The 16116-nt window shown below is 60.2% G+C and carries 12 protein-coding genes and 1 pseudogene; 6 read left to right on the forward strand and 7 right to left on the reverse strand.

The window, feature by feature from the left end:
- Position 1: 1 nt before the first annotated feature.
- On the forward strand, positions 2 to 1312 hold the full coding sequence (locus V3B30_RS08585) for a hypothetical protein (RefSeq protein ID WP_134709226.1): 1311 nt from the start codon (positions 2 to 4) through the stop codon (positions 1310 to 1312).
- A gap of 107 nt (positions 1313 to 1419) precedes the next feature.
- Here the strand turns inward: V3B30_RS08585 and V3B30_RS08590 are convergent, their stop codons facing one another.
- From V3B30_RS08590 to V3B30_RS08610, 5 genes are all read right to left on the reverse strand, one after another.
- Positions 1420 to 1827, reverse strand: a complete 408-nt coding sequence (locus V3B30_RS08590) for an MbcA/ParS/Xre antitoxin family protein (protein ID WP_026347205.1) — start codon at positions 1825 to 1827, stop codon at positions 1420 to 1422.
- Positions 1828 to 2012: 185 nt separating this feature from the next.
- Positions 2013 to 2930, reverse strand: a complete 918-nt coding sequence (locus tag V3B30_RS08595; RefSeq protein WP_134709225.1) for a site-specific DNA-methyltransferase — start codon at positions 2928 to 2930, stop codon at positions 2013 to 2015.
- An 89-nt stretch (positions 2931 to 3019) separates the two neighbouring features.
- Positions 3020 to 3850, reverse strand: coding sequence for a DUF3883 domain-containing protein (locus tag V3B30_RS08600; RefSeq protein ID WP_019661564.1), 831 nt, complete (start codon positions 3848 to 3850; stop codon positions 3020 to 3022).
- Positions 3847 to 5748 carry a DEAD/DEAH box helicase gene (locus V3B30_RS08605; protein WP_049444014.1) on the reverse strand — a complete coding sequence of 634 codons (1902 nt, stop codon included), beginning with the start codon at positions 5746 to 5748 and terminating at the stop codon, positions 3847 to 3849. The genes V3B30_RS08600 and V3B30_RS08605 overlap by 4 nt, the downstream gene beginning before the upstream one ends.
- Complete coding sequence (locus V3B30_RS08610) at positions 5745 to 7088, reverse strand: hypothetical protein (RefSeq protein ID WP_049444012.1); 1344 nt, start codon at positions 7086 to 7088, stop codon at positions 5745 to 5747. The genes V3B30_RS08605 and V3B30_RS08610 overlap by 4 nt, the downstream gene beginning before the upstream one ends.
- 206 nt (positions 7089 to 7294) lie before the next feature.
- Here V3B30_RS08610 and V3B30_RS08615 point away from each other — a divergent pair, with 206 nt between their 5' ends.
- Together V3B30_RS08615 and V3B30_RS08620 are read left to right on the forward strand one after the other, a co-directional pair.
- On the forward strand, positions 7295 to 8632 hold the full coding sequence (locus V3B30_RS08615; protein WP_019661561.1) for an ATP-binding protein: 1338 nt from the start codon (positions 7295 to 7297) through the stop codon (positions 8630 to 8632).
- On the forward strand, positions 8632 to 9585 hold the full coding sequence (locus V3B30_RS08620) for an O-methyltransferase (RefSeq protein WP_019661560.1): 954 nt from the start codon (positions 8632 to 8634) through the stop codon (positions 9583 to 9585). The genes V3B30_RS08615 and V3B30_RS08620 overlap by 1 nt, the downstream gene beginning before the upstream one ends.
- A 201-nt stretch (positions 9586 to 9786) precedes the next feature.
- Here V3B30_RS08620 and V3B30_RS08625 read toward each other — a convergent pair whose 3' ends face one another.
- Entirely contained in the window at positions 9787 to 10080 is a 294-nt protein-coding gene (locus tag V3B30_RS08625) for a helix-turn-helix transcriptional regulator (RefSeq protein WP_049444010.1), read from the reverse strand.
- 238 nt (positions 10081 to 10318) lie between these two features.
- Between V3B30_RS08625 and V3B30_RS08630 the strand changes: the two genes are divergently transcribed.
- Positions 10319 to 10525: a hypothetical protein gene (locus V3B30_RS08630; RefSeq protein ID WP_152682135.1), complete on the forward strand. Its 207-nt coding sequence runs from the start codon at positions 10319 to 10321 to the stop codon at positions 10523 to 10525.
- A gap of 397 nt (positions 10526 to 10922) precedes the next feature.
- Here the strand turns inward: V3B30_RS08630 and V3B30_RS08635 are convergent.
- Positions 10923 to 11765: pseudogene (locus V3B30_RS08635) on the reverse strand (magnesium chelatase domain-containing protein); the annotation flags it as partial.
- A gap of 702 nt (positions 11766 to 12467) precedes the next feature.
- Between V3B30_RS08635 and V3B30_RS08640 the strand changes: the two are divergent.
- Complete coding sequence (locus V3B30_RS08640) at positions 12468 to 14630, forward strand: type I secretion system permease/ATPase (RefSeq protein ID WP_262084310.1); 2163 nt, start codon at positions 12468 to 12470, stop codon at positions 14628 to 14630.
- Positions 14627 to 16048, forward strand: coding sequence for an HlyD family type I secretion periplasmic adaptor subunit (locus V3B30_RS08645; RefSeq protein ID WP_262084311.1), 1422 nt, complete (start codon positions 14627 to 14629; stop codon positions 16046 to 16048). Before V3B30_RS08640 ends, V3B30_RS08645 begins: the two co-directional genes overlap by 4 nt.
- The last annotated feature ends 68 nt before the right edge of the window (positions 16049 to 16116 follow it).

The raw sequence follows: 16116 nt of genomic DNA on the forward strand, positions 1-16116 counted from the left end.
AATGGAGGCGCTCTGGCAGCTTCCCGACTCCGCGTGGAAGAATCTGACAGAGACCCCCCTCTACGCACAGCTGGTGGACGCGATTGAGCCCTACTGTGCAGACGCGCGGAGATTCTTCGGTGGCATATCCATGTCCTGTGCGCTGGCCGGCCTTGGTCTGCCGTGTGGGTTGCCTGAATCCAAGAAGCACTTGGCGATGACGGCAAGGGAGGCTGCGGAACGGCTACAGGCCGCGCTGGAAGCAACCTGCTTCACGCGAGTCCATCTGATGCCTCTGGATCTTGCAGACGGCCTTCCAAGGGCGTGTTTCGGTAATGCGGTGGTTGGCAGATTGACCAAGGACGAGCTTGCCGAGCTTGTTGACCTTGATCGCATGGAGAGAGTCCATCCAGGAAAGAGCTTTGACCTTGACGAGTTCTCCCAGTTTCAATGGCTGGTCGTGAGGGAACAAGTGTCGATCCGTCGTGGCCCTGAAGGCCGAGAGCTGTTCCGATTCTCGTTCGATCCGAAACAGGACTATGGGCGCATCGAACCTCATCGAGGAAAGTATCCGGAGGCCGTTGAGACGGCACTGTTCTGGCTAGCGCTGGCACCGTGGGAAATTTGGTCAGATGCGCCACACATTGAATGGCGTGGGATGCAGATTCCCTGGTTGTACTCGGTGGACCATGATCTGTTCTCCACCATGAAGCGGCCGCCCAGCTCGGATACCCTCACTTGGGAGGATCGGATCGCCCATGACGCGGAAGGTCGATCGGTCGACATCTCTCAGCCCGTTGCAATGTGGCTGAGAGATGGATCGGCGGACGCTCTTACCGAACATTTCGCGGGCCGCGCCCAGGCGATCGCACAGTTGCCTCAGCTGCAGCTGTTCCAGACACCTGTAGCCCACTTTTTCTGCCGTGCCTTCTTGACTGATGGCATCGACGAATTCATGTCTCATCTTCTTGCCATCGAGGCGGCGCTCGGCCTGCCGTTGGACTACAAGCGTAAGTCCAGCTCGGGCGTCGGCACTCACGATAAGCTTGGGGCGACTGAAAGAGTGTGCGCTCGTTTGGTGGCGCTGCTCGATGAGCAGGCCACCTCCGACTACAGGGAGCTGTTCGAGCTGCGCAGCGAGTTCTTGCACGGTAGATCGATGCAGGCGATCCCGGCCCTTCTGCGAGTTCGGGCCCGTACGCTTGCCAGGCGCGTGGTTGATAGCCTGGTGTTGGCCAACCAGTCCGACCAGGCATTGGTGCGCGATGCCTTCCTGGATGAATTGCTGGATCGGGGTGTGCCTCTGCTACCGGCGAAGAACCAGCGGGCATAGTTCGCAGTTCGGCCAATCCGCACTTGAGGATCGAGAGGTCTAGCTCTCGACTTCAAAGAAGGGTGGCAAACTGGCTCCAGCACAGGTTCTTGGTTCGCGCGATATCGCTAAGTGGCTGGTGCCTCAGGATTGATCCATCCGCCAGCCTCCAAGTGTTGTCGCACCGACGCAAGGTCGCTGAGCCTGCCGCTAGACATGAGCGCCAGCGCTGTTGAACCGTTGAACGCGGGGGCGGCGTTGGGGCGGCGCACCCAAGAATCTGCTTGCTCTGGATCGGAAAAGATCGTGTGCAGCGCACGATAGATGCCGAGCACGTAGCTCACTCTTTCAAGAGTGTCCGGCCAGAGGTCGTCCACATCGCCAGCGTCGATCACCGCGAAGGCGGCGTCCACTGGTTGACCGAGAATCGCCCACTGCTCCAGCTCTGTCAGGGACCAGGCCTCGGCAATCTGAGTGAAGGCTCGCAAGGCAGGTCCTGCAAGCTCGCCATCGGGCGCAGCAATTGGTCTGCTCATGTTCTTCGGCTCTTGGGAAGCAGAATTCCATGCTACCCCCAATTCGAATCGGCGGCTGGCGTTGGAACTCCGACCGAGGACGGGCTGCGGTACCCGCGGCCAGAGTGACAAGCATCTGGCTTAGCCTACTGCTCCAGGAGGGGCCTCAGGATGGCCGCTGCAGGGCCACCGTGCAAAGCAGCAGATCAAAGCGCATCGAAATTCTTAAAGTTGTCGGGCCTGATCGCAAGCTTGCTGCGGGGGCTCGGGGGCTGAACGGGCTTGTCTTCCCGGACGCGCACCGTTCCCTCGACGGCCTCTCTCAGCCGCTTGTCCGCAATGTCGGCGTACTTGCTGTCCAGCTCGGCCCCGATGAATCGGCGGCCGGCAAGGAGTGAGGCGACGCCCGTGGTCGCAACACCTGCAAACGGATCCAGCACGATGTCTCCGGGCAGCGTCATGGAGTTCACCAGTCTGCTGATCAGCGCGACGGGGAACTGACACGGATGATCCAGCTTCTCAACGTGATTCCACTTGACGTTGGGAATGTCCCAGACGTCGCCAGGATTCTTGCCCAGGGGGTTGCCACTTGGAAGTCCCTTCAGCGGCCCCTTGTTCGCAGTCTTCCCTGGATAAAGCTGCGGGACACGCACCGAGTCCAGATCAAAGGGATAGCTGCCACCCTTGGTGTACCAAAGAATGGTCTCGTGTCTGCCGCTGAACCTGCGCTCGCAATGGTAGCCATGGCCGAACGTCCAGATGATTCGATTGCGTAGGACCGGGGGATCGGCGAGCTTGCGCATCGCATCCATGACAAGGTAGTCAAGTGGCATGACCTGACTGTTGTCGACGTGATAACCCACCTGCCAGCAGATGCTTCCGCCGGGCTTCACCACCCGAAGTATTTCCGGAAGGATCTTGTCGTGGGCGAGAATAAAGTCATCGATGGTGTTCCCCGCCTCATACTCTTTCCCCATGCAATATGGGGGGGAGGTCGCGACCAACGAAACGGATTCGTCAGGCAGGGCTCGGAGCAGGTCAACGCAGTCGCCATTCAGTAGCGCGTAGCTGCCCTCCTTGGCGTCCAAATGGCTCCATGCTGCGGTAGCGCGACGATATGGCATGCTCTGCTCCTAAGATCTGCCAGAATTATAGATCTCCCTGTCTTGGGCGCAAGTTACCCGGTCAAGCCCTTGAGGGACAAGGAGGAGGGCTACGCGGGGGTGAAAAAGTCCTCAGAAACCTCGACACAGAGCACCTCCCACCGACCCATGCCCTCGTCCGATGGAACATGGGGAAGCATTTGGCTTGTGGATAGCTGGGCCATCCTGTTCGAGCCCACATCCCACACTTGAAAGTGGAAGTCATCGGCAAGGCGCTTGGCCGTTTCCCACTCGTTTCGGGTCAGGTAGAGCTTGGCCGGGGAGGTGCTAAAGCCTTTGACCTCTAGGTACATCGGATACCAATGGCCATCCCGCTTTGACCAGGAAAGGATGTCATAGCCGGCGGCGTTGGAGTCCAGGGCAGTCCACTGGATCGGAGGATGCCCGGGGAAAGACTCCAGCCGCCTTTGCTCCCTTTCCAAGCTGAGGCGCTCCGCACGTCTGCCTACGTCCATCTTGGCCTGGTTCAACGTACCGTAGGCCAGGCCTGCCAAGTCGTCCCACCAGCTGATGACCGTCTGATCGGGTGCCGCATCCAGCGCGCCCGCCCTCTCAAAACAGGAGCGCAGATCCGCGCCGGCGTCGCTGAGAAACTCCCGCCCCGATCGGAGCTGCCCCAGCCACGGAGGCAGCTGCTTGGCTGTGAGCAGTATGGCCGCTCGATACAAGCCGGGACTGTCCACCAGGTCAGCAGGCAACAGCTCATGCAGCTGGCACGCGCGATCAAGATCAACCCCTTGCCCCTGATGGCTTGCCGCGGCCAAGCGAACGGTGACCTCCCATGGCTGACCCGGCGCCTGAGCGGCCCGCTTGCGCAGTAGCGCCAGCCCAGATACCACCGAGGGCTTTAGAAAGGAGGCCGCGGCGGCCTCCCGGTTCACACCAGATCCTCGTCAGTTGCCGGAGGGGGATTGCCCTCGAGCTCGGCGATGATGTCATCGATATCCTCGGCGTCGAGCTCATCTGCCAGCGATGCCGGAGCGTTTTCCTCGTCCAGGGCAAGATCATTCAGGTCCGGATCCTCCAGGAGCTTCTCCATCGCTCGGATCTTCTGGCCCAGACGCCGGCTAACGGACACGTCGATCGAGCCGATTCCAGCCGGTAGCCGGTTCTGGATGACGTACACCGTAGTGACGACATCGGCCGGCAGCCCCAGTCGGTGAATTCGGTCGATGGACTGGAGGAAGTGGGTCGCGTTGTAGCTACGATCCACGTAGATTGCATCGTGGCAATGCATGTGCAGGCTGATGCCCTCCGAGGCCGCCGCAGGGTTGGCGATCATCACGCGGCAATTGGGATCATTCTTGAAGCGGGCCAGGTTGCCTTGGCGCGTGCTCAGGTCATCTGCCTCACCCATGCCGATTTCGCCATAGATTAGGGCAGGGTTGTGGTGGGCAAGAACATCGCGCAGCTTGCGGACCGTAGAGGTAAAGATGGTCCAGATCAGCACCTTCTTGCCCTCACTGATCAAGCGTTCGGCCAGATCCACAGCGGCTCGAATTCGCCCATTGAGCGCTTCCGCCTGAACTGCTCGCAGCAACCCATTGGCGTTTTGGCTTGCCAAGTCATCGATCGTCTCTGCGACCAGGGTGGGATCGACAGCTGCCTGCAAAAGCCTTACCACAGAGCGTCGGGCCGCGATGAGGGACTGGGATGTCCGCCCTTTCCGAAGCAAGCTCGCCCTAGACCGTAGGTCATCCTTAAGGACAGAGTAGAACGCGCAGTGGGCATCGGAGAGGGTCGCTTGGACAAACTCACGGCGCCTCTCAGGCAGGCCGAGCTGTGTCTTGGTTGTCCGGACATAGAGTCCATCCATCACCTTTCGAGGCTCAGTGCCTGCGGCCACCTTCCAGCCCAACCCGACACCCGGCCACAGGAAATCCAGCTGAGATTGCATGTCCGAGCTGGACTGAGGCATCGGGGTGCCTGTCAAGATGTCGCGCCTCACAGCAAGGTGGGCCATTCGCAGCAAGCTGGCGCCACGAAGTGAGTTGTAACCGGCCTTCATGCGATGCGATTCGTCGAGGACCAAGTGCACTGGGTGGGTGGCAATGAACTGAGCAAAGGTAGCCTCGACCCGCACCAGCTGATCATAGGAGATGAGGAAGCGACGTCCGCCGCCTTCAAGGGCGGCACGGATACGCACCTCGCCATCAACCAGCGGGATGAATTCCTCCATCAGCTCCTCGTCCGCCGTCGGCAGCAAGCACTCCTCTGCGATGCCCTCCCAGGCGGGAAACGCGTTCTTCGGGGCGGCAACGATCAGGATGTCGCCAGGGCTTCGGGCTAGCAAGTGCAGTGCGAACGTAACGGTCGTCTTGCCTGCGCCAGGGACAGAGAAATTGGCTCCATTACGTATGGACAGCAGCGTTGCGAGATTGTCCAACTGGTAGGGCTTGAGCTTATGCGTCTGGTTGTTCCATCCCAGCGCGGTAAGCCTTGCAGCGAGCTCTTGCGCATCAATGGTAGTGCTTCTGCCGCCTGCCTCCTGGGTGGCGCGGAAGTCCCGCATGAACTGCTGGACTCTCTCCCCGGAGGAGTCGTCGGTGGTGAAGCGAAAGCCGTGTGACTTCTGCAAGGTGTGAAGCGCTCTCAGCAGACTAAGTGCTGCTGGCCAATGGACTTCCAGCTCATCGCCGACACTTCTGCTTCCCGCATCCATTTCCTGCGCAACAGCTTTAAGCCTGGTCCAGGCATCGCTAGGGACCCCGGTGCCTCGACGGAACACGCCGCTTCGGTCGACCGTGTTGTACGAAAGAACGATCGCTGGTTGGCTCAATGGGTGCCCCCGGCGCGCTTCTGAAGTCCGATCTCGTTACGGATGCTTTCAATGCGAGCTACGCAGCGATCAAGCAGATCAAGAATTTCAGCATAGGTATCGGTGCCAGCTGAGTTGATGTCGACCTGGGAGAGCTTTCGCTCGGCCGCCTGGACCAACTTGAGCGCGGCCTTGTCTCGGGCCCTGCCTTGCTCAACCGCTGCGAAGGCTACTTCCTCGATGGTACTTATCAGTTGCTTCGCTCTGACCTCATCACCGCGGCCGACCATCAGACTATCGATCAGGGCATCGTAGCTGACAGGGGCTACGCCATCAGCTCCAACTCCGAAGTCGATCTCCAGCACCTCTTCGGACGCATCCTGAAGTGGGGCGAGGTCAACGTCCAACTCCTTGGCCATGTTGGTCAGGAATATCTCGGGGTTGGATTCAATTGCGTTGATGAGCTTGTAAGCGCTATCACTAATGAAGTCGCGATGCTCAATCACAAAGAAGTCGAACTTGCGCGTGGCTTCCCGAAGCTGCGCGTCGTCCTGCTTGGCATAATTTCGCACTACTACTTGGGCAAATGCCTGCTCGGTATCGTCAAGCTTGCTGAAGTCCTGGGGCTTCTCCAGCCAGGAGGCCAGGTAGAGCTCCGCGGCAGTGACCATTGCGGCAGCCCGGTCCAGCTCGCTCCTGCTACGGTTTGTTTGCCGCTCGATCTCTTCATAGGAGTAGTTCGCATCGAGCATGTCTCGCACCGCACGGCCAAGAGCAGTCCAGTTGTAGGGCAGCTTCGTCTCAGGCTGCATCTGCAATGCAATCTCGAGCTCGCGAATTTCCCTCGGAGTGGCCGACGCTGGTAAGACCATGCAGTTGACGTACTTGAACGGATCCGAGCCCTCAGACCTCTGCCCGCGCAGGTCTCGCATTGCCGCCAATCGGCGGTTTCCATTCACTACAATGCCGGTGGCAGAGATGATCAGGTTTTCCGTCTGTTGGCCGACGCGGCCAAGCTCCTGATGGATGGGCTTGATGGTCTCTCCACTCCCGTCCTTTGACTGCTTCAGCAGGATGGCGTGCTGCGCCAGCTGCGACTCGGGATTCTCAGTGTTGCTTACATCAAACAGGCCGTCCTCTTTCTCCCGCTTGGCGATCAGCGTCAGCTGCTGGTCGCGAGTGCGATAGTTCTCCAGGCGATAGACCGGCAACTCGATCGGAACGGCAATGACAGGAAGCTCCATGCCGGCTCGGAACTTGAACTCTTTCTGGTACTGCCGCTTAGCGATAGCTTCTTCAGTCAGATCCCTGATGAGCTCCGTCCGGGCTTCGGGATCCATTACCTTGAAAATGATGCTCACTGCCTTCCCCTGTCGAGTGTGTGCGTGAATCGATCCCCTTAACGGGGCAGCGCGATTGTTGCACACGTAAACTCTGTCCTTGCTGTAGGGAAATTCCTACATGCGGCACTGGATTTCTAACGCTGTCCCAGGCATATGGCGAACGAGCCGTCCCGGCGATACACTCAATGAGTGCATTCGCAACGGGCTGTCATGGGGGATCCGAGGTGAACGAAGTTCTTGCAGCGGACGCCAGTCCGGAAAAGCGACTATTTATCTCCCTGCTGACCAGGGACATCCCCCTGGTCGCGGCGTTTCTTGATCTTGTAGATAACTCCATCAATGCGGCTGCCGAGCCCTACGCGGCTCGGCTGAAGACGGCGCATGACTATCTGAAGCTCAAAGATGACCCAAAGGTAAAGCCATCGGCTTCAATCTCTTTGGAGATTTCTGATCAGTCTGTTGTCATCGTCGACACTGCAACTGGCATCTCGGCTCAGACCGCCAAGGACCACGTGTTTAAATTTGGACGGGGCGATGAGCCAGCAAGCGTAACAGACCGTTTGTCAGTCTATGGCATCGGCCTTAAGCGGGCGATCTTCAAGCTCGGCAACGTTATCCATATGCGGTCTGATCACGTTGATGGAGGCTTTGACCTGGCCTTGAACGTGTCGGAGTGGTCGAAAGTCAAAGGCAGTGAATGGACCTTCAAGATCACCAAGCGAGATCCGGTTCCTGCAGGCGAGACAGGTACGACCATTACCGTCACTGAGCTGTACGACGAAGTAAAGCGGCGCGTCAATGATGGTGTCTTTGACGGGCAGCTGAGAGATGCCATTTCTCGTACCTACTCCTATTACTTGGGTAAGCTGGTCACCATCAGCCTCAATGATGAGCAGGTGGAAGGCACCAGCATCGATCTCAGCGAGAATCACGCCACCAAACAGGTGAAGATCAATGATGTGACCTGCACAATCTCTGCGGGCTTGGGTGTGCCGGTTGCGGGAAAGTATCGCGAGAAGTCTTCTGGTTGGTTCGTCTTCTGCAATGGCCGAGCTGTCGTTTCGGCTGATAAGACCGCACTGACCGGCTGGGGCGGTGGCGCCATTCCCATCTTCCAGCCTAAGCACCGACCGTTCTTGGGGACGGTCTTCTTTGTCGCCGAGGACCCGGAGAAGCTGCCTTGGACGACGACCAAATCGGGAATCAATGAAGACTCTTCGACTTGGCAGACGGCTAAGCGCGAGATGGCCGCCGTCGGGCGCGAGGTCGTGTCTTATTTGGACTCTCGCTACTCCGATGTCGGAACTGAGGTGGATGCCAACGATCTACAGACCGCCTCCGGTCCGGAACGGGTAAGCGTCTTGGCTGCCGCGGTAGCAAAGCCCAAGGCCTTCAAGACGCCTAAGAGAAAGGTGATCCCAACGGTCAAGATTCAGTACGACGCGCTGATGCCTGAGGTTGAGAAGATCGCTAAGCATCTGAAGAAGCCGGGTATGTCGGGATCAGATGTTGGGCGACATACGTTCAACTACTTCCTGCGCAATGAGGTCGGAGAGACCTGATGCCTCGGCCAACCAAGTCTACTGCGCGATTCATTGCTTACGATCTTAGGCCGGCGAAGCAGTCCGAGCGCGGCCTTCTGGTAGATGTGTTGAAGGTTGCGGGTGACTGCGGCATCCCCATTCGTGACTACAAGTACATTGGCATGGGCGCAAATCGCTTTTACGACTTCCTGATGCTGCACAAGCATCTGGGAGTAAAGGCGATGGTGAGCTTGGAGCATGACGCGCAGATGTACGAGAGGGCGATGTACAACGTGCCCTATCGCTTCATCGAAGTTAGAAATGAATCAGTGCTCGGCTTCTTGCAGAACGTTCGGTCGGCGAGGAGGGAGCTGCTGTGGCTGGACTACGATGGAGGCATTGGCCCTGAGGTGGTGGCCGATATCGCATCTGTTGCTACCAGGGCCAAGCCGGGTCACTTCTGCTTTGTCACGGTTTCCGGTCATCCTCCGCGAGTGATTGAGAGTGCCAGCGCAGCGGATCGATTGACTCACCTGCAAGAGAATTTGGGTGATTTCTCAGGGGGCGTGAGGGTTGCCGACACCGAGAAGTCCTCTTTTGCCACAGCGGTCCACAAGATACTGGTTGCTGCTTTTAAGAATGCATTCCCTGGTGATGCAGAAAACGAGTTCGTGTTCCTGCTTCAGGTTGAGTACTCCGACTCGATGCCGATGGTGACTGTCGGTGGTGGGCTGCTGCCGGTGGCCAAGGCGAAGAAGGTGCGCAAGGCGCTGAGCTCTTCGTTGCCGTTTCTTCCTCAAGGATCGATGTACAGGATTAGGTCGTTCCATCTCACCGAGCGAGAGCGGGCGCTGTTTGATAGAGCGGTGACCGGGGACGAGGCGTCGCCTGAGCATGAGACGCTCGAGCTGCTCGGTTTCAAGGAGCCTGATCTCCGCGCCTACTCGGAGTTGGTCAGATACCTCCCAAGGTATGTCGAAGCTGCAGTCTAGATGGCTGAGCGCCCTTGCATTAGAGCGCTTGCCTGCTCGGCGGGCTGATCATGTCGCCGGCAGAGTGGTGGTCGGCTATCAGGCCTTGGGTTGGGCTATTCGCTTGAAGCTCGCGTGCATGGGCTTGGATGGCCGTCGCCTCGGCGCGGCCTTGTAAGTGTCCGAAAAACTGGGGTTGAACCGTTCCCCGAAGAAACGCCGTTAGCTCGCCCTTTGCCGAAGACGCTTCATCTTGAGCATAGCCATTGGGCTAACTGTTGGGCCCATCGCGATTGCGCTCAGTTGGCCATCCAGACCCAGCGCTTTGAGAACGCAGACGAGCGTGTAAACGGTCGAGCCCTGCCCACCCTCAAGCTGCACCAGGGCCCTGCGCGAAATTCCAGCTTTGTCGGCGAGTGCTGCTTGAGAAATGTTGGCGGCAAGCCTCTTGGACCTCAATCGCTTTCCTAGAGCTTCGGCAATTTCGTCGGGAGACTGGACTGGACTGACGTTCATATGCGCGTAATTCCGCTCACAAGGAGCCTGGAGCCCTTATAGTGCGCGCAAATGCGCGCAATATCGATGTGAAAGTTTGAATGAGCCGCCGGCTATCGAATCAGGAGCCTACGAGTCAGATGGCTGACAAGCCGAGTTGCTTTTCTGGGTCAAGTTAAGGTAGCGTGAAGGTCGCGAGGGCTGGGTTGTAGTACCAGCAGCGTGCTGGTGCGGTCCATTGCTCGCAGATAGGTGTTTCATGAGTGCCGTTGGACAACTGCAGACTGCAATTCGCACATTGCACAGTGAATCGGTTGGCTGGGACGACCTGGTTTTCAAGGCTGAATGCGACCGAGTTCGCGCTGAGGCGCAGAAAGCCGCCGAAAACGGGACAGAGGAAGAAGTGCAGGAAGCACTTAAGCTGGTGAAGGCCCAAATTGCAGAGCTCGAAGAGCAGCGAAATTAGGCGCACTAGCGGCCAGTAGGGCTGGCATTGTGATGATCTTAGATGGGCTCCGCCGGACCGGCGGAGCCCATTTTCTTGCGCGATCAACAAGATGAAGACCTCCCGCGAAGCGGTGGGTCCCTTCAGCTATCCAGCATGAATCGCGGTGGCGCGGGAGGTGTCAGATTGGCGACATCGATTTGGGGCATCGTTACCCTGGTGGCAGTAGCCACACTGGCGATCGACGTTGGACTGTGTCGTCTCTGGTCATGTCGTGGGTGACTGTGAGCCCCATTGCGACACCGAGTCAGGGGCACCGTGTATCTGCCTTCCTGTTACCGGGCATCTAGACCCCGGGGATTCACTAATGCCAGTCGCGGCAATTGTGATCTAGTCGCACTAATCGAGAATCGTGACAGCCGCCACCCACCAGCGCCGCCGCACTCGCACTGTGGTGGGGAGAACGGAACGGCCTTTGCCGCCAGCGTCGTGGGTCCAGCCCTTCACCACTCACCGAGGCAATCGCGGCCAGCTGCAACGCCTCGGCTTCCTCGGTGTCCGGCAGCAGGCTGGGCAGGCGTGACGCCAACAGCGTCTTGCCGCAGCCAGGGCTGCCGATCAGCAATAGATGGTGCCCACCCGCAGCAGCGACCTCCAACGCGCGCCGTGCATGCGCCTGCCCGCGCACGTCGGCCAGATCGGGTAGTGGCAACGGCGTCGTGTCCACACGCTCTACTGGCGGCAGCAGGCGTGGGTTCCCCAACCCAGCGCAGCACTCCAGCAACGTACGCGCTACCCGCACATCGGCATGCTCGGCCAGCGCAGCCTCGGCGGCATTGCCCGGCGGCACCACCAGGATGCGCCCGGCTTCGGCCGCCGCAATCGCCGCCGGCAGTGCCCCCGCCACCGGCCGCAGCTCGCCGGTCAGGCCCAACTCGCCCAGGAATTCGTACTGAAGCAGCGACTGCGGATCGACCTGGCCGCTGGCCGCCAAAATGCCCAGTGCAATCGCTAGGTCGTAACGCCCGCCCTCCTTGGGCAGGTCGGCGGGCGCGAGGTTCAACGTGATGCGCCGCTGCGGAAAGTCGAAGCGTGCACAGAGCAGGGCGGCACGCACGCGCTCGCGGGATTCGCGCACGCTGGTTTCGGCCAGTCCGACAATCTGGGTGGCAGGCAGGCCGCCAGAGAGGTGCACTTCCACCCGCACCAGCGGGGCGTCGACCCCGGCGCGGGCACGGCTGTGGACCAGCGCCAGGCTCATATATGGTTTCCTGCGGAGGGACGCTTGATGGTGCGGCAGGTGTTCTGTGGGGGTTATCGGGAATCGCTGGTGAAGCGGCTAGGGGAATTCCGGCGGATAGGTGGAGCGTGTCTTCTTCTGCGGAAACGAGCCTCTGCTATCGAGTAAAGGATGGTCTCCAGCTGGCCGTGCTACTCAAACTGGAGGGCGTCGGCATTGGCCTGGCGGCGGTATGGGGCCAAGCAGATACCACTGCTCATCAGGCACTGACCATTGAAGCGCCCAATCCGTGCCTCTGCCCATGGCGGCTCCGCACTTTCCCCCGGCAACCACCGCGGGCCCTGATCCCGCCAACGCCCGCTCCAGCAGGATCCGGCTCGGGACTTCCTTCAAGGCCAAAGCACTTCGTGGTTGGGCGTGGACGAAATACCGCGATTCTCTGCTCCTGGCCGGCAGCGGAAGTTCAATAGATAGCCGACCAAAGTTAGAGCCAACCCGCTGCGGATTTTTCGGGCAACGTGTCGGACATCTGCCCCGACGCTGCAAGGAGCTTCCCTGCGGCGGATACGACCCGGAAACTGTCCTCGCAGGGTCGAATCCCACAAGCGGAGAGTGGCGCCTCTGATGCGGCCAACTGTGCTGAGACCCCCACTTGACAGGGTTTTCAACTGACCCCAAGCTCATCGCGGGGACGCGCACAATGGAAGTTGCGCAGGGGATGTTATGTCAGAGGGAGACGCGGCACTTTCGTTGCCGGGGGTAAAGCGTGCGCAGGATCAACAGGATCTTGCGTTGCGCGGCCTGGTACTGCTTGCTCAATTTCATGGCATCGCGGCTGACGCCAGTCAGCTGGCGCATGACGCTGGGCTGGGCACTGCCCCCATGGACGAAACAACGTTAGTACTGTTGGCTCGCAAGCTGGGCTTCAAGGCGCGGATGGTGTCGACGCCATCCGCGCGCTTGGCACTGGCCAACCTACCTGCGCTGGCGCTCGGTGAGGATGGTGATGCGTTCATCATTGCCCGCATCAATGGCGATCAGGTGCTGATCCACGATCTGGCCCAGAAGCGCCCGCAGAGCATTGACATGGCAGCGCTCCGGCAACGCTACCGTGGACGCCTGCTGCAGGTCGCATCGCGGGCTTCTGTTCTCGGCGATCTGGCCCGGTTTGATTTCAGCTGGTTCATTCCGGCGGTGATCAAATACCGGAAGATGCTGCTGGAAGTCTTCGTCGTCTCGTTCTTCATCCAGTTGTTCGCGCTGGTCACGCCTCTGTTCTACCAGGTTGTGATGGATAAAGTCCTGGTGCACCGAGGCCTGACAACACTGGATGTGATTGCAATTGGCCTGGTATCGATCGCCGTGTTCGACGTCGTGCTCAGCGGGCTGCGTACCTATGTGTTCGCCCATACCACCAGCAAGATTGACGTCGAGCTTGGTGCCCGGCTGTTCCGGCATGTACTGGCATTGCCGCTGGCGTACTTCGAATCCAGACGTGTCGGCGACACCATTGCACGCGTGCGGGAGCTGGAGAACATCCGTAACTTCCTGACCGGACAGGCGTTGACCTCGGTCCTGGACCTGCTGTTCACCGTCGTTTTCCTCGCGGTGATGTTCTACTACAGCGGCTGGCTGACCCTTATCGTTGTGATCTCGCTGCCGCTCTATGCGCTTGTTTCGGCGGGCATCACTCCCGTGCTGCGCAAGCGCTTGGATGAGAAGTTCGCACGCGGCGCGGACAACCAATCCTTTCTGGTCGAAACCATCAGTGGTATCGGTACGGTCAAGGCCAGTGCGGTCGATCCACGGGTGACACGCACCTGGGACAGCCAGCTGGCAGGATATGTAAATGCCGGATTCGGCGTCACCAAGATCGCGACCGTCGGCCAGCAGAGCGTGCAGCTCGTGCAGAAGCTGGTCAGTGTTGCCATCCTGTTCTGGGGGGCAAAGCTGGTCATTGATGGCAAGCTGTCACTGGGCCAGCTGATTGCCTTCAACATGTTGTCTGGACAGGTCGCCGCGCCGATCATCCGCCTGGCCCAGCTGTGGCAGGATTTCCAGCAGGTGGGCATTTCTGTCCAGCGTCTCGGCGATATCCTCAACACCCGCACGGAACTGCCCGGCAGCCGGATGGCACTACCGCCCATCCGGGGCGACATTACCTTCGAGCAGGTCGGATTCCGCTATCGCCCGGATACCCCGGAGGTTCTTGCCGGCATCGATTTGCACGTGCCGGCCGGGCAGGTCATTGGCATCGTCGGGCGTTCGGGGTCCGGCAAGAGCACGCTGACCAAGCTGGTGCAGCGTCTGTACACGCCCGAGCGCGGACGGGTGCTGGTGGATGGGCATGATCTGGCCCTGGCCGATCCTGCCTGGCTGCGGAGGCAGCTGGGCGTGGTATTGCAGGAGAACTTCCTGTTCAACCGCAGCGTGCGTGAGAACATCGCACTCAGTGATCCGGGCATGCCGCTTGAACAGGTGATCAAGGCGGCGACCCTTGCTGGCGCCCACGAGTTCATCTCGGCACTGCCTGAAGGTTATGACACCAAAGTGGGGGAGCACGGCGCGGGCCTGTCGGGTGGCCAACGGCAGCGCGTGGCGATCGCCCGTGCGCTGATTACCGATCCCCGCATCCTAATCCTGGATGAGGCCACCAGTGCCCTGGACTACGAGTCCGAGCATGCGGTGATGTCCAACATGCGCGAGATCTGCAGGGGCCGAACGGTCATCATCATCGCGCATCGCCTTTCCACCGTGCGCAGGGCCAACCGCATCGTCGTCGTGGACCGCGGTCGCATCGTCGAGAGCGGAACGCACGATGAGCTGCTGGCCCTGTCAGATGGGCACTATGCGCAGCTGCATCGCCTGCAGCAGGGGGCGGCATGAAGCACATCCGTGATGCGGTGGGCGTCTTTGCGGCGCGTTACCTTGCCGTATTCCGTAGCGCTTGGCGGGTCCGCCACGAGATGGATCCGCCTGCGCGCGAGGCAGACGAGCGCGCCTTCCTGCCTGCGCATCTAGAGCTGATTGAGACCCCGGTGTCGCCTACGGCACGGTGGACGCTGCGCATCATCATCGCGTTGTTCTGCGTGGCGGTGCTGTGGGCCAGTTTCGGCAAGCTCGATATCGTTGCTGTGGCGCCCGGGAAAACCGTCGTGGACTCAAGGACCAAGGTGGTGCAACCGGCAGAAACCAGCGTGGTGCGCCGGATTCTGGTGCGTGACGGGCAGGCGGTCAAAGCAGGGCAGGTGCTGATTGAACTCGATGCCACCGCCACCTCCGCCGACGTAGCCAAGGCGGACGATGCGTTGTTGAACGCGCGCATGGCCTCCCTACGCCTGCGCGCCCTCGCCGCGGCCCTGGAAGATGACACAGCGCCGGTATTCCATGTTGATCCGGACCTGCCGGCAGGCCGGGTGCAGGCCGAGCAGGCGCTGGCGCGAAGCCAGTACGAGGCGCTGCAGGCCAAGCGCCACAACCTGCAGGCCTTGATCGCACAGCGCCGCGCGGAACTGGAAACCACGCAGGCCTCGGTGAAGCCGCTGGAGGAGTCGGCACGAATCTCCCGCCTGCGCGCAGACGATTACCGTAGCCTGCTGGAAGGCAACTATGTGGGGCGCCACGACTACCTGCTGCGGGAGCAGGAGCGCATCGCGGGTGAGCGTGATCTTGCCGCGCAGCGCAATCGCGTGCAGGAGATCCGGTCGGCCCAGCGAGCCGCCGAAGAAGAACTGAGGGTGCTGGTGGCCGACTTCCGCCAACAGACCCTGGACGGACTGCGTGAGGCCCAGGAGCAGATCGGGCAGATGGCGCCTGAAGTATCGCGAACAGGGCAGCGCGACCACCAGATGACCCTGCGGGCGCCTGTCGATGGAACTGTGCAGCAGCTGGTCGTGCATACAGTGGGTGGTGTGGTTACTCCGGCGCAGCCCCTGTTGGCCGTCGTCCCCAGCGAGGAATCACTGGAGGTCGAAGCTACCATCCTCAACAAGGATATCGGCTTTGTGCGCACCGGCCAGGCGGTAACCGTGAAGGTGGAAAGCTTCCCGTATACCCGCTACGGCTACCTGACAGGGAAAGTAGTGAGCGTCTCTCACGATGCCATGCAGGACGAGAACCTCGGCCTGGTCTTCCCGGTACGGGTGAAACTCGACAAGGCCACCCTGCAGATCGACGGGGTGCGCGTGCGCATGACCGCAGGCATGAGCCTGAGCGCCGAGATCAAGACCGGGAAACGGCGGGTCATCGATTACCTGCTGAGTCCATTGCGCCAGCATGCAGGCGAGGCGATGCGCGAGCGTTGAGGTCCCTATCACCTGTGGCGGGTGTCGGTACCACTCCACAAACGAGGTCATTCGTGCGAATGCTGCGC

Source organism: Stenotrophomonas sp. SMYL41, from assembly GCF_036319965.1.
Classification (GTDB): domain Bacteria; phylum Pseudomonadota; class Gammaproteobacteria; order Xanthomonadales; family Xanthomonadaceae; genus Stenotrophomonas; species Stenotrophomonas maltophilia_R.